General features: G+C 72.0%; 13 protein-coding genes and 1 tRNA gene. 2 read left to right on the forward strand and 12 right to left on the reverse strand.

The features are described from left to right. Positions 1-81: 81 nt before the first annotated feature. From pth to HCJ94_RS12615, 6 genes are all read right to left on the reverse strand, one after another. On the reverse strand, positions 82-672 hold the full coding sequence (gene pth / locus HCJ94_RS12590) for an aminoacyl-tRNA hydrolase (RefSeq protein ID WP_168001182.1): 591 nt from the start codon (positions 670-672) through the stop codon (positions 82-84). A 125-nt stretch (positions 673-797) separates the two neighbouring features. Further along, positions 798-1499: a 50S ribosomal protein L25/general stress protein Ctc gene (locus HCJ94_RS12595; protein ID WP_168001183.1), complete on the reverse strand. Its 702-nt coding sequence runs from the start codon at positions 1497-1499 to the stop codon at positions 798-800. Between the two features lie 257 nt (positions 1500-1756). Further along, positions 1757-2737, reverse strand: a complete 981-nt coding sequence (locus tag HCJ94_RS12600) for a ribose-phosphate diphosphokinase (protein ID WP_168001184.1) — start codon at positions 2735-2737, stop codon at positions 1757-1759. Positions 2738-2793: 56 nt separating this feature from the next. Next, entirely contained in the window at positions 2794-4329 is a 1536-nt protein-coding gene (gene glmU, locus HCJ94_RS12605; protein ID WP_168001185.1) for a bifunctional UDP-N-acetylglucosamine diphosphorylase/glucosamine-1-phosphate N-acetyltransferase GlmU, read from the reverse strand. A 73-nt stretch (positions 4330-4402) separates the two neighbouring features. Next, positions 4403-4473 (reverse strand) — tRNA-Gln (locus HCJ94_RS12610). 45 nt (positions 4474-4518) lie between these two features. After that, complete coding sequence (locus HCJ94_RS12615; protein ID WP_205801140.1) at positions 4519-5262, reverse strand: helix-turn-helix domain-containing protein; 744 nt, start codon at positions 5260-5262, stop codon at positions 4519-4521. Between the two features lie 132 nt (positions 5263-5394). Here HCJ94_RS12615 and HCJ94_RS12620 point away from each other — a divergent pair, with 132 nt between their 5' ends. Continuing rightward, on the forward strand, positions 5395-6354 hold the full coding sequence (locus HCJ94_RS12620; protein ID WP_168001186.1) for an acyl-CoA desaturase: 960 nt from the start codon (positions 5395-5397) through the stop codon (positions 6352-6354). A 94-nt stretch (positions 6355-6448) separates the two neighbouring features. Continuing rightward, positions 6449-7132, forward strand: a complete 684-nt coding sequence (locus tag HCJ94_RS12625) for a TetR/AcrR family transcriptional regulator (protein WP_168001187.1) — start codon at positions 6449-6451, stop codon at positions 7130-7132. 1 nt (position 7133) lies between these two features. Here HCJ94_RS12625 and HCJ94_RS12630 read toward each other — a convergent pair whose 3' ends face one another. From HCJ94_RS12630 to HCJ94_RS12655, 6 genes are all read right to left on the reverse strand, one after another. Then, positions 7134-7607, reverse strand: a complete 474-nt coding sequence (locus HCJ94_RS12630; RefSeq protein ID WP_168001188.1) for a DUF4383 domain-containing protein — start codon at positions 7605-7607, stop codon at positions 7134-7136. Positions 7608-7929: 322 nt separating this feature from the next. After that, the gene (locus tag HCJ94_RS12635) at positions 7930-8385 is read right to left on the reverse strand and encodes a DUF4383 domain-containing protein (protein WP_168001189.1); all 456 of its coding nucleotides are present in this window, start codon (positions 8383-8385) and stop codon (positions 7930-7932) included. Between the two features lie 103 nt (positions 8386-8488). Beyond that, positions 8489-10288, reverse strand: a complete 1800-nt coding sequence (locus HCJ94_RS12640; RefSeq protein ID WP_168001190.1) for an ABC-F family ATP-binding cassette domain-containing protein — start codon at positions 10286-10288, stop codon at positions 8489-8491. Between the two features lie 293 nt (positions 10289-10581). Beyond that, positions 10582-11529, reverse strand: coding sequence for a 4-(cytidine 5'-diphospho)-2-C-methyl-D-erythritol kinase (locus HCJ94_RS12645; RefSeq protein ID WP_168001191.1), 948 nt, complete (start codon positions 11527-11529; stop codon positions 10582-10584). A 126-nt stretch (positions 11530-11655) separates the two neighbouring features. Next, positions 11656-12525, reverse strand: coding sequence for a 16S rRNA (adenine(1518)-N(6)/adenine(1519)-N(6))-dimethyltransferase RsmA (gene rsmA / locus HCJ94_RS12650; protein WP_168001192.1), 870 nt, complete (start codon positions 12523-12525; stop codon positions 11656-11658). Between the two features lie 70 nt (positions 12526-12595). After that, positions 12596-13504, reverse strand: a complete 909-nt coding sequence (locus HCJ94_RS12655; protein ID WP_168001193.1) for a TatD family hydrolase — start codon at positions 13502-13504, stop codon at positions 12596-12598. Positions 13505-13548: the final 44 nt, after the last annotated feature.

The raw sequence follows: 13548 nt of genomic DNA on the forward strand, positions 1-13548 counted from the left end.
TGCACTTTGTGCCCCTGGAACGCGAAGTTCGTCCACTATGTCGAGGCAGAAAGTGCAAGATCGCGGGGCGAAGCGCGGGGCTCAGGCCCCGTGGTACAGGTTCTGCGTCGGCTCCACACCCCGGACGATCACCGACTCCACCACATCCACGGCCCGGTCCACCAGGAAATCCAGCTCCTTGCGCTCGACCGCGCCGAAATCCGACAGGACGAAGTCCGCCGGATCCTGCCGCCCCGGCGGCCGGCCGATCCCGAACCGCACCCGGACATACTCCTTCGTGCCCAGCGACTTCGTCGTCGACCGCAGGCCGTTGTGCCCGCCCTCGCCACCGCCGCACTTCACCCGCACCTGGCCGTACGGGATGTCCAGCTCGTCGTGGACGGCGACCACCTGCGCCGGCGGCACCTTGTAGAACTGCGCCAGGCTCGCCACCGGCCCGCCCGACAGGTTCATGTACGTCAACGGCTTGACCAGCACCAACCGCGGGCCGCCGAACCCCAGCCGCCCCTCGGCGACCTCCGCCATCGCCCGCTTGTGCCGCCCGAACTTCGCCCCCACCCGGCTCGCGAGCAGGTCGGCCACCATGAAACCGACGTTGTGCCGGTTGCCGGCGTACTCCCGACCGGGGTTGCCCAGGCCGACCACCAGCCACGGCCCCGTCTCGTCCGTCACCGTCCGTTCCTTCCCGCTCTCGTCCGGCGGACCACCGCCGCTCGTCGCCGTCCCCGCACCCGCCCCGATACGCCGACAGGCGCCCCCGAAGGAACGGGGACGCCTGTCGTTGCGCAGTGGACCGGTCAGGCCTCGGTCTTCGCCTCGGCGGTCTCCTCGCCCTCGGCGGCCGGAGCGCCGCCCTCGGCACCCTCGGAGGACTCGGTCTCCTCGCCGACCTCGGCCTCGGCCTCCTCGGTGGCCTCCACGACCTCGGGCAGCGTGGCCTCGAGCTGCTCGGCGGTCGGCGCGGCGGTCACCGCGGCGACCGTCAGCTCCGGGTCGGCGGCCAGCTCGACGCCGGCCGGCAGCTCGACGTCGGACGCGGTCACCTGGTTGCCCGCCTCCAGGCCCTCGATGGACGCCTCGAGGTGGTCCGGCACCTTGGTGGCGTCGGCGGTCACCGACAGGGTGTCGTGGTCGTGCACGATCAGGGTGTCCTTCGCGGCCTCGCCGACCAGCTGGACCGGGACCTCGACGGTCACCTTCTCGCCCCGGCGGACGAGCAGCAGGTCGACGTGCTCGAACGTGTCCTTGATCGGGTCACGCTGGATCGCCTTCGGCAGCGCCAGCACCTGGGTGCCGTCACTCACCTCGATCGCGAAGAGCTGGTTCGCGCCGCCCTTGCGGATCGCGGCCGCGAACTCACGCGCCGGAAGCGCGATGTGCTTGGGCTTCTCGCCGTGGCCGTACAGCACGGCGGGCACCTTGCCGGCCCGGCGGGTACGACGGGCACCACCCTTGCCGAACTCGGTACGGGGCTCGGCGCTGATCTTTACCTCGGACACGGGGAAACTCCTGATGCTTCGCGGCGCTTGTCGTCTGGCGGTGCTGGGCGAGGGGCTCGCTGGGGCTCATGCGTCATGAACGACTGCCCGGAGCACCGCGTCGATGACGGCGCTCCGTGCGGTCCTGAGTCAGCGGCCCGCAGGGCACCCTCGCCGTGGCAACCGCACCAGTCTACCCGAGCGAATTCTGCGCTCTCCGGCAGTCCCCTTGTCAGCGTCCCCGCCGCCGCGCACGGCGGCGGGGAAAGCCGCGTGGTTCAGCTCAAACCACCGAAAAGGGTGGTCACCGAACCGTCGTCGAACACCTCACGGATCGCCCGCGCCAGCAGCGGCGCGATCGACAGCACGGTGATCTTGTCGAGCTGCTTCTCCGGCGGCAGCGGCAGCGTGTTGGTCACCACGACCTCACTGATCGGGCTGTTCTTCAACCGCTCGGTCGCCGGGTCCGACAGCAACGCGTGGGTCGACGCCACGATGATCTCCGCAGCGCCCGACGCCTTGAGGATGTCGGCCGCCTTGGTGATCGTGCCACCGGTGTCGATCATGTCGTCGACGATCAGGCAGACGCGACCCTCGACCTCACCGACCACCCGGTTCGCCACCACCTGGTTCGGCTTCGAGGGATCCCGGGTCTTGTGGATGAACGCCAGCGGGCAGCCACCCAGCCGGTCGGTCCACCGCTCGGCCACCCGCACCCGGCCCGAGTCCGGCGCCACCACCGTCATCGGCCGACCCGCGTACCGGCGCTCCACGTACTCCGCCAGGACGTCCATCGCGAACAGGTGGTCCACCGGCCCGTCGAAGAAGCCCTGGATCTGAGCGGTGTGCAGGTCGACCGTGAGGATCCGGTTCGCGCCGGCCGTCTTCAACAGGTCCGCGATAAGCCGGGCCGAGATCGGCTCCCGACCCCGGTGCTTCTTGTCCTGCCGCGAGTACGGGTAGAACGGCAGGACCACGGTGATCCGCTTGGCCGAACCGCGCTTCAGGGCGTCGATCATGATCAGGGTCTCCATGACCCAGGTGTTGACCCCGTGCGTCACGGACTGCACCACGAAGGCGTCCGAACCACGCACCGAGTCCTTGTAGCGTACGAAGATCTCACCGTTGGCGAAGTCGTACGCGTCGGCCGGCGTCGGCGCGACACCGAGCACCTCGCCGATCTCCTTCGCCAACTCTGGAAAGCCACGCCCGGAGAAGAGCATCAGGCTCTTGCGGTTTTCGGCGACGATGCTGCCCATGGCCCGTCTGCTCCCGTAGGTCGGTGGTGCCCGGCACGGTGGTGGTGGGCCGGGGACTATTCGGTTGCAGTATCTCCCGCGCCGGGCGCCCCGCCCACCGGCTCGGCATCCCCGTGGATTGCCTCACCTTCACTTGCCGGCAAGCCGGGCGCCACCGCACCCTCACCGCGCCGGGCCCGCTCGGCCGCCTCCGCGGCCGCCGTGCCGGCCCGCCGCTTGAGCACCCAGCCCTCGATGTTGCGCTGCCGCGCCCGGGCCACACCCATCGCGCCGGCGGGCACGTCGTCGACGATCACCGAACCCGCCGCCGTGTACGCGCCGTCGCCCACCACGACCGGCGCGACGAACATGTTGTCGGCACCGGTACGGGCGTGACTGCCGATGACCGTGCGGTGCTTGTGCACCCCGTCGTAGTTGACGAACACCGTCGCCGCGCCGATGTTGCTCTGCTCACCGATCGAGGCGTCCCCGACGTACGTCAGGTGCGGCACCTTCGACCCGGCGCCGATCTCCGAGTTCTTCACCTCGACGAACGTGCCGACCTTGGCCTTCTCCGCCAGCCGCGCCGCCGGCCGCAGGTACGCGTACGGGCCGACGCTGGCCTTCGGGCCGATCTCCGCACCCACCGCGTGGCTGCGCACCACCGTGGCGCCCTGCCCGACCACCGTGTCCACCAGCGTGACATCCGGCCCGACCACCGCGCCGGAGCCGACCACCGTCGCGCCCTGGAGCTGCGTGTTCTGGTCGACCACCGCGTCCCGGTCCAGCGCCACGGTCACGTCGATCCACGTGGTCTCCGGGTCGAGCAGGCTGACCCCGGTGCGCATCCAGGCCTCGTTCACCCGGTCGCGCAGCAGCCGCCGCAGCGCGGCCAGCTCGACCCGGTCGTTGCAGCCCAGCGTCTCCACGTGGTCCGCCGCCACGTGCACCGCCACCGGCTCACCGGCCGACCGCAGCAGGCCGAAGACGTCGGTCAGGTACTCCTCGCCCTGCTCGTTGTCGGTGGAGAGCTTGCCGAGCGCGTCCCGCAGCCGCACCGCGTCGAACGCGTAGATGCCCGCGTTGATCTCCCGGATCTCCCGCTGGGCGGGCGTGGCGTCCCGCTGCTCCACGATCTGCTGGAGCCGGCCGTCGGCGTCGCGCACGATCCGGCCGAGCCCCGTCGGGTCGGGCACCTCCGCGGCGAGCACGGTCGCCGCCGCACCCTCCCGCTCGTGCGCCTCGACGAGCGCACCGACCGTCTCCGGACGCAGCAGCGGCACGTCGCCGTTGATCACCACCACGGTGCCGGTGGCCTCCGGGACCGCGTCCAGCGCGATCCGGACCGCGTGCCCCGTGCCGAGCTGCTCGGCCTGGAGCACCGGCGTGGCCTGCGGGGCGATCTCGGCGAGGTGCGCGCGGACCTGGTCGGCGCCGTGGCCCACGACGACCACCGTGCGGTCCGCGCCGAGCGGTGCGGCCGCGCTCAGCACGTGGCCGACGAGCGTGCGGCCGAGCAGCGGGTGCAGCACCTTCGGCAGCGCGGACTTCATCCGCTTGCCCTCGCCGGCGGCTAGCACGACGACGGTGCGGAGATGGGGCGGCTGGGACACGACGTGGCTCCCGTCGGGACGGCGACAGTCTCGCGGCCATGCTAACCAGACATCATCCGCGGATGAGGAGAAGCTCCCGGGAGAGGATTCGAACCCCTACAATCAGGACCAAAACCTGACGTCCTGCCATTAGACGACCCGGGACGGTCTAAAACGGGCAAAGCCAAACACCTGTCGGACGCCTATACCTTAGCGTCCTCGGCTCGGATCCTCATCGGCCATTCCTTTCATGATCCCTTCGATCTTCCAGTACAGGTGTCGCGACTGCGGGACCTCGACGCTCAGACAGCCCCGATAGCCCTCGCCCGTATTCCGCCGCACGCTGGCCGGGCGGTGGCGCTTGAGCGACGTTGGCTGGAAGCAACCCGGGGAAACGCCCACCACTTCGGCCCACCAGATGACCGCCGCCGCGGCGTCGGCGCTCTCGTGGATGCTCACCCGGTACCGCAGCGCCTCGCGGCGAACGCCCATCTCCTCCAGGAAGCGCAGGAACAGCGCTATCAACATCGGATCGCTGTTCACGAAGCGGACCCGGCAGTCGTGAGGTCGCCACGGTTTCGCCTTGGTTCCCTCGGCCCAGTACATGGCCGCGCCCACCATCACCAACTCGCGATGCCGCAACCGCTTGACCCACGCAGCCGCTCTGGCCACCGCCTCGGCACGGGCGGCGTCCCGCGCGGCCCGGTGCTCCGCCCAGAGTGCATCGGTCATGACCTTCGAATGGGCCTGCCGACGGGCTCGGACCTCCGCCTCGTCCCGCTCGAGCGGCAGGTGCCCGATCCACCGCCAGGCGGTCGACCGTGCCACGCCGACCCGACGCGCGATCTCTGGAACCGTGCAACCGGCGCGGCGCAGTCGCAGCGCCTCCTGGTAGAGCGGTGAGGCTGCGGCCCGCGGCCCGATCGGCGGTTGCGGGGCGAGCGGATCTGTCATGGCTAGCAAATTAGAACGGGCGTACGACGAGACCACGCATTCATTCGCGACTCTGTCCCGTGCGCGTGCGGCCCACCCAAGTTACGGTGACGTAAGCGTAGCTCGTGATCTCCGTCCCCTCTGCGAGGTGCCATGTCGACCGCTCTCGTCGAACCCTCCTCGACCGGCCCGAAGCCCCTCACCCAGGGCACCCAGTCCCGCGGAATCCTCATCGCACTCTGGGTGTTCGTGGTCGTCCCGTTCGTGGCCCTGGTCGCCGCCGTCCCGGTCGCCGGGGGTGGCTGGCTGAGCTGGACGGACGTGGCGATCGCCGGCTTCTGGTACGTGGTTTCCGGGCTCGGCATCACGGTCGGCTACCACCGCTACTTCACCCACGGCTCCTTCAAGGCAACCCGGCCACTGCGGGTCGGGCTCGCCGCCGCCGGCTCGCTGGCCGTGCAGGGCGAGATCATCCAGTGGGTCGCCGACCACCGCCGGCACCACGCCTTCTCCGACCTGGAGGGTGACCCGCACTCACCGTGGCGGTTCGGCGCGACCGTCCGCGGGTTGACGAAGGGCCTGTTCCACGCGCACATTGGTTGGCTGTTCAACCGGGAGCTGTCCAACCGGAAACGCTTCGCACCGGATCTGATCGCCGACCGCGACATCAACCGGGTCGACCGGTTCTTCCCGGCGCTCGTGGCGGTGTCGGTGCTCGGTCCCGCGGCCATGGGCGGGCTGTTCACCTGGTCCTGGCAGGGCGCGCTGACCGCGTTCTTCTGGGGCGGTCTGGTGCGCATCGCGCTGCTGCACCACGTGACCTGGTCGATCAACTCGGTCTGCCACGTGTACGGCGAGCGCCCGTTCGCGATGCGCCAGGGGGACCGGGCGGCCAACTTCTGGCCGCTGGCGATCCTGTCCTTCGGCGAGAGCTGGCACAACCTGCACCACGCCGATCCCACCAGCGCGCGACACGGCGTACTGCCGGGCCAGGTGGACATCTCGGCCCGGGTGATCTGGCTGTTCGAGAAGCTGGGCGCGGCCCGGGACGTGCGCTGGCCGAAGCCCGAGCGGATCGCGGCCAAGCTGGTGAGGGCGGACGCCGAGCGGTAACCGGGCGGTAGCGGGCCACGTTACCTGGCAGTATGGCCGGGTGACCGGCTCCATCCCACGACAGGGCGTCACCGAGCGCCGACGAGGTGACGAGATGACTGACGCCCCGGGCGGTGACGGTACGGCCGGCCGCCGCCGGGCGGTGCCGGCGTCCGGCAAGACGTCACGCGTACGCATGTCCGCGGCGCAGCGGCGCGAGCAGTTGATCTCGATCGCCCGGCAGATCTTCGCCGAGCGCGGGTTCGACGCCACGTCCATCGAGGAGGTGGCGTCGCGGGCCAAGGTCTCCAAGCCGGTGGTGTACGAGCACTTCGGCGGCAAGGAGGGGCTGTACGCGGTCGTGGTGGATCGGGAGGTCCGCAGCCTGCTGGACCGGATCACCACCGCGTTGACCGCCGGCCACCCGCGGGAGCTGCTGGAGCAGGCGGCGCTGACCCTGCTCACGTACATCGAGGAGGAGACCAGCGGGTTCCGGGTGCTGGTCCGGGAGTCGCCGCTGATGGCGACGACGGGGAACTTCAGCAGCGTGTTGAACGACGTCGCCCACCAGGTGGAGCACATCCTGGGCGCCGAGTTCTCCAGCCGGGGGTACGACCCGAAGCTCGCCGAGCTCTACGCGCAGGCGCTGGTGGGGATGGTGGCGTTGACCGGCCGGTGGTGGCTGGAGGTCCGCAAGCCGCGCAAGGAGACGGTGGCGGCGCACCTGGTGAACCTGGCCTGGAACGGCCTGTCGCACCTGGAGGCGAAGCCGGGCCTGATCACCGTACGGAAACGGTGAGTCAGGGGCGCGGAGCGCCGATCGGGTGGTTGCGGTGGCGCCGCACCTCCTCGGCGTGCTCAGGGGTGCCGACCTTGTCGTACAGGCCGGTCCCGAGCAGGATCAGCCCGAAGATCATCGAGATGATGACGGTCGACATCGAGAAGTTGAGGAAGTTGGCCGGGGTCTGCAGCACCGACATCATGAGGATGCTGGTGACGAGGAAGACGATCCCGGCGGTGAGGTTCATGTAGTGGCCGAGGTTGCCGCGCCGGGACGCCCCCACCAGCAGGAAGGCGCCGAAGACGACCGAGGCCAGGGAGAACGCGAGGTTGGTGCGGAGCCCCAGCACCCAGTGGCTGCCGCGGCCGAAGAGCGGCTCGCCGAGCGTCACCACGACGCCCCAGACGCCGAAGACGAGGATGTAGAGGCCGATCAGCCCGGAGAGGACCCGGTAGATCGGCCGCGCCGGATGGTTCAAAGGAAAGTGCGCCACGGCCCCTCCACCCGAATGACGACATTCAGGAGGATTGTCACCCGCACGAGCGGCCCACGTACCCCGAATCACGAGTCAGGGCATCACGCCCGCACCGACCCGCGGACCGCAACCACCTCAGATCCCCAACCCACCCGCTCGTGCGTGCGGACCGCAACCATTTCAGATCCCCCACCCACCGGGCAGCAAGGCGCGGACCGCCACCACGACAGGTTCTCGCCGGAGCCCGACCCGCGGAGGGATCAAGCCTGACCGCCCGGAGCGGGTCGGGCTCCGGCGAGAACCCCCACCGCAACCAAAGCTCCGGCGAGAACCGAAACGCTCAGAGCACCAGCCGAGCCTTCTGCCAGGCTTCCTTCTCCTCGTCGGTGCCGACCTTGCCGTACATGCCGACCATGAGGAGCACGAGGCCGACCACCATCAGCACGATGACGGTGGCGACGGTGAAGTTGAAGATGTTCGCCTCGGTCCGGATGAAGGCGAGCCCGGCCAGGCTCAGCGCCATGATGAGGTACGCCAGCCACTGGTTGATCACCACGTCGAGGTTGCGACCGATGACAGTGCCGGCCAGGACGGCACCGCCGAGCAGCAGGCTGAGCAGCGAGAAGCCGACGTTCGTGCCCTGGCCGATGACGGTGGTGTCGTCCTGGGCGAGGACCTCGTTGCCGGCGCTGGCGATGAGGCCGAGCACGCCGAAGGCGACCAGGTACAGACCGGTCAGCCCGCCGATCGCCCGGTAGATCGGCCGCGCGGGGTGGTTGACGGGGGTGTGGGCCATCTCTGAGTCTCCAACGACGAACGGAAGAGGGTCGCCGGTGATTCTCCCGCATGTCCCGGTGTGACGCCGCACACGGCCCCGCCGGTCGTGGCGGAGGCGACCGTCAGGCGGGGAGCTGGTCGGCCAGGGTCAGCCAGGCCTCCTCCACCTGCTCCCGTTCGGCGCGGACGTCCTTGAGCTGGGCGTCGAGGTCGGCGACCGTGGCGTAGTCGGTGGCGTTGGCGGCGAGCCGGTCGAGCAGGTCCGCCTCCTTCTGCTCCAGCTTGACGATCTGGCGCTCCAGCTTCGCGAGTTCCTTGCGGGCCTGGCGTACCTCGGCGGCGGACATGCCCTCCGCCGCCGGCGCCGAGGACGCGGCGGCCGAGGTGGGGGCGGGTGCCGGGCCCGTCCCGTCGGCGGCCCGGGCCAGGTACTCGTCGACGCCGCCGGGCAGGTGCACCAGCCGGCCGTCGCCGAGCATCCCGTACGCGGTGTCGGTGACCCGCTCGATGAGGTACCGGTCGTGGCTGGCCACGAGGATCGTGCCGGGCCAGGAGTCGAGCAGGTCCTCCAGGGCGGCGAGGGTGTCGGTGTCGAGGTCGTTGGTGGGCTCGTCGAGCAGGAGGACGTTCGGCTCGCCGGCGAGGAGCCGGAGCATCTGGAGCCGACGCCGCTCCCCGCCGGAGAGGTCGGCGACGGGGGTCCAGAGCCGCCGGTCGTCGAAGCCGAAGACCTCGGCGAGCTGGGCGGCGGAGATCTCCCGGTCGCCGAGGCGGACCCGCCGGGCGACCTCCTCGACGGCTTCGAGGACGCGCAGGTGGCCGGGGAGTTCGGCCAGCTCCTGGGAGAGGAACGCGGGCCGGACTGTGGAGCCGACGGCGAACCGGCCGCCGTCGGGGCCGGTGACGCCGGCGAGCATCCGCAGCAGGGTGGTCTTGCCGGCGCCGTTGCGGCCGAGGACGGCGATGCGGTCGCCGGGGCCGACCTGCCAGGTGAGGTCGTGCAGGATCTCCTTGGGGCCGGCGTGGAGGCGGACGTGCTCCAGGTCGTACACCTGCTTGCCGAGCCGGGCGGTGGCGAGCCGTTGCAGTGACATGGTGTCGCGCGGCGGCGGGACGTCGGCGATGAGCGCGTTGGCCGCGTCGATGCGGAACTTGGGCTTGGAGGTGCGGGCGGGGGCGCCGCGGCGCAGCCAGGCGATCTCCTTGCGGAGCAGGTTCTGCCGGCGGGCCTCGGTGGCGGCGGCGACCCGCTCGCGCTCGGCGCGGGCCAGGGTCCAGGCGGCGAAGCCGCCCTCGTACGCGCGGACGGCCTGGTCGGCGACCTCCCAGGTGGTGGTGCAGACGGCGTCGAGGAACCACCGGTCGTGGGTGACCACGACGAGCGCGCCCTTGCGGCCGAGGAGGTGCCGGGCCAGCCAGTCGACGCCGCCGACGTCGAGGTGGTTGGTGGGCTCGTCGAGGACGAGCAGGTCGGAGTCGCGGACGAGCAGCGCCGCGAGGGCCACCCGGCGGCGCTCGCCGCCGGACATCGGGCCGACCGGCTGGTCGAGACCGAGGTGGGGCATGCCGAGGCCGTCGAGGATGGCGCGGACGCCGGCGTCGCCGGCCCACTCGTGCTCGGCGCCCATGCTCTCGGGGAGCCAGGCGGTGCCGAGGACGACGTCGCGGACGGTGGCGTCCGGGGCGAGCTGGAGGGTCTGCGGGAGCCAGGCCACCCGCAGGTCGCGGCGGTGGGTGACGCGGCCGTCGTCCGGCTCCTCCTGCCGGGTGAGCAGCCGCAGCAGGGTGGACTTGCCGGCGCCGTTGAGGCCGACCACACCGATCCGGTCGGCGTCGTCGAGGCCGAGTGAGACGTCGGTGAGCAGCGGCCCGGCGGCGCCGTAGCCCTTGGACACCCGGTCCAGGTTGACGATGTTGGCCACTATCCCACCTCTCATGATCAAGGCGTCCCGGTGCCGGTGGGCACCTGGGGACGCCTGGGCTCCCAGGGTACGCGGAGCGGCCTGCCGGCCCGTCACGCCGTGACGCTTCGTGCCGGCCCTCGCTTCCGGGCCGCACCCGTCGAGCGGCGCAGCCGCCGGCCCGACGCAGGTCAACGACCCGGGGACGGACGCTGTTCCCTCGATCAACTCGAGATCGTTGGTATCGGCGGGCCCGGACGGCCGGGATGCCGCGATGCCGGCGGCATCGAGTCGAACAAGGCGGCAGCGGTGGGTCAGACGATCCGGGCGCCGGCGACCGGGCCGTGGGCGAGGCGGGCCTCCCGGCACACGCCGGCCGCCTCCAGCTCGGCGGCGACGCGGCCGGCGTCGGCCTCGTCGGCGGCCAGGAAGACGCAGGTGGGACCGGACCCGGAGACGATGCCGGCGAGCGCGCCCGCCGCCTCCCCCGCCTTGAGCGTGGCGGCCAGGGACGGACGCAGGGAGAGGGCGGCGTCCTGGAGGTCGTTGCCGAGGGCGGCGGCGAGCACCCGGGGGTCCCGCTGGCGCAGCGCGGCGAGCAGCGTGTCGGTGCTGCCGAGGGGCGCGCCGGCGGACCCGGCGTCGCGGAGCCGGTCGAGTTCCCGGTACGCGGCGGGGGTGGACAGGCCACCGTCGGCGATCGCGACGACCCAGTGCCAGGAGGTGGGGCGGGCCAGCACCGGGCTGACCGCCTCGCCCCGGCCGGTGCCGAGCGCGGTGCCGCCGTGGATCAGGAACGGCACGTCGGAGCCGAGGTCGGCGGCGATGCCGGCCAGCTCGTCGCGGGACAACCCGGTGCCCCACAGTGCGTCGCAGGCGACCAGCGCGGCGGCGGCGTCGGCGCTGCCCCCGGCCAGGCCGCCGGCGAGCGGGATGTGCTTGCGCAGGTGCAGCCGGGCGTGCGGGAGGACGCCCGCGTAGCCGGCGAGGGCGTGCGCGGCCCGGATGACCAGGTTGGTGTCGTCCAGGGCCAGCTCGCCGGTGCCCTCGCCCTCCATTGTCAGAGTGAGGGTGTCGCCGCGCCGGGCGGTCAGCTCGTCGTAGATGGAGATCGCGTGGTAGACGGTGTTCAGCTCGTGGTAGCCGTCGCGGCGCAGCGGCCCCACCCCGAGGTGCAGGTTGACCTTGGCGGGCACCTTCACCCGTACCGGCCCGCTGACACCGCGCGGCTCGTCGTCGTCCGGTCGCCAGGCCTCGGTCACGGGATCAGGCCCCGGACGAGCGGCCGGATGTCGAACGGCTTGGTCACGATCAGCTCCTCGGCGGAGTCGGCCGGCTGGGGGCGGCGTACGCGTACTCGTGGGCCCGGGGGCGGGCCCGGCGCCAGCCTAGCGGGCGGCGGGTGCGGCGGCCGGGGCCGACGCGGCGATGGCGGCGAACTGCTCGACGGTGAGTGACTCCCCGCGCGCGCCCGGGTCCACCCCGGCGGCGGTGAGGGCCTCGGTGGCCCGGTCGGCGCCGCCGGCCCAGCCGGCGAGGGCCGCGCGGAGGGTCTTGCGACGCTGCGCGAACGCCGCGTCCACCACGGCGAACACCCGCTCCCGGGGTACGTCGGGGCGCGGCGGCTCGCGGCGGGTGAAGGCGACGAGCCCGGAGTCGACGTTCGGCACCGGCCAGAACACGTTGGGTGGCACCTTCCCGGCGGCGCGGGCGCGGGCGTACCAGGCCAGCTTGACGGACGGGACGCCGTACACCTTGGAGCCGGGACCGGCGACCAGCCGGTCGGCGACCTCCTTCTGCACCATGACGAGGCCGTGCCGCAGGGTGGGCAGTTCGGCGAGCAGGTGCAGCACCACCGGCACGGCGACGTTGTACGGCAGGTTGGCCACCAGCGCGGTCGGTGCCGGCTCGGCGAGGTCGGCGGCGGTGACCCGCAGCGCGTCGGCGTGGTGCACGGTGAGCCGTTCCGCGTCGGGGCCGGCGTGCCGGGCGGCGGTCTCGGGCAGGGCGCCGGCCAGCATCGGGTCGATCTCCACGGCGTGCACGTGCGCGGCGACCGGGAGCAGCGCCAGCGTGAGGGAGCCGAGCCCGGGCCCGACCTCCAGCGCCACGTCGTCGGGAGCCAGCCCGGCGGTGGTGACGATCCGGCGGACCGTGTTGGGGTCGTGCACGAAGTTCTGGCCGAGCTTCTTGGTGGGCGCGACGCCGAGACGGGCGGCGAGGTCCCGGATCTCCGCCGGGCCGAGGAGACCGGTCACGCCCCGTAGCGTATGCGGGGCGGGCCCGGTGATTGGAAGGGACCCGTCACCTACCGGGGTACCCGTCCCTTCACCACGGCCCGAAGGCGCGGTCACCGGTTGCGGAGATGGCGGCGCACAGGTCGTCCAGGTCCGCGCCGGTCGTCGTGGCGAGGGAGCGGACGGTGAGCGGGATCAGGTACGACGCGTTCGGCCGGCCGCGGTGCGGCATCGGCGTGAGGTACGGCGCGTCGGTCTCCACGAGGATCTGGTCCAGTGGGGTCAGCGCGGCGGCCTCGCGGAGCGCACCGGCGCTGCCGAAGGTGACGGTGCCGGCGAAGCTCAGCAGGTAGCCGCGGCGGACGCACTCGCGGGCGAAGTCCGCGTCGCCGGAGAAGCAGTGCAGCACCACCGTGTCCGGGGCGCCCTCGTCGTCGAGGATCCGCAGCACGTCGGCGTGTGCCTCCCGGTCGTGGATGACCAGGGTCTTGCCGTACCGCTTCGCGATGGCGATGTGGGCGCGGAAGCTCTCCTCCTGCGCGGCGCGGCCCTCGTCGCCGGTGCGGTAGAAATCCATGCCGGTCTCGCCGATGCCGCGTACCCGGTCCTGGGCCGCGAGGGTCTCGATCGCGCGCAGCGCGTCGTCCAGATCGGACAGACGGGGCGCCTCGTTGGGGTGCAGTGCGACGGTGGCGACGACCGCCGGGTACTTCTGGGCGACGTCCGCGCCCCACCGGGACGAGTCGACGTCGACGCCCACCTGCACCAGCCGGTCGACGCCGACGGCGGCGGCCACCTCGACCGCCCGCGCGACCGGGTCGTCGACCGGGCCGCCGCCGGGGACGCCGGCCTCGCTGACCGTGATGTCGAGGTGGGTGTGGCTGTCCAGCACCGGGCGGGGCAGCGGCTCGGGCGGCGCGGGGAACTCGCCGGCGCGCCGGGCGGCCCGTTTGCTTCGCGATTCGGTCGGCTCGGTCGTCTGTTCGGTCGGCTCGTTCATCACCCAAAGGATCACACACTGACGCGGTCCACCCAGGCGCCACC

Source organism: Micromonospora thermarum (assembly GCF_012034245.1).
GTDB classification, from domain to species: Bacteria; Actinomycetota; Actinomycetes; order Mycobacteriales; family Micromonosporaceae; genus Micromonospora; species Micromonospora thermarum.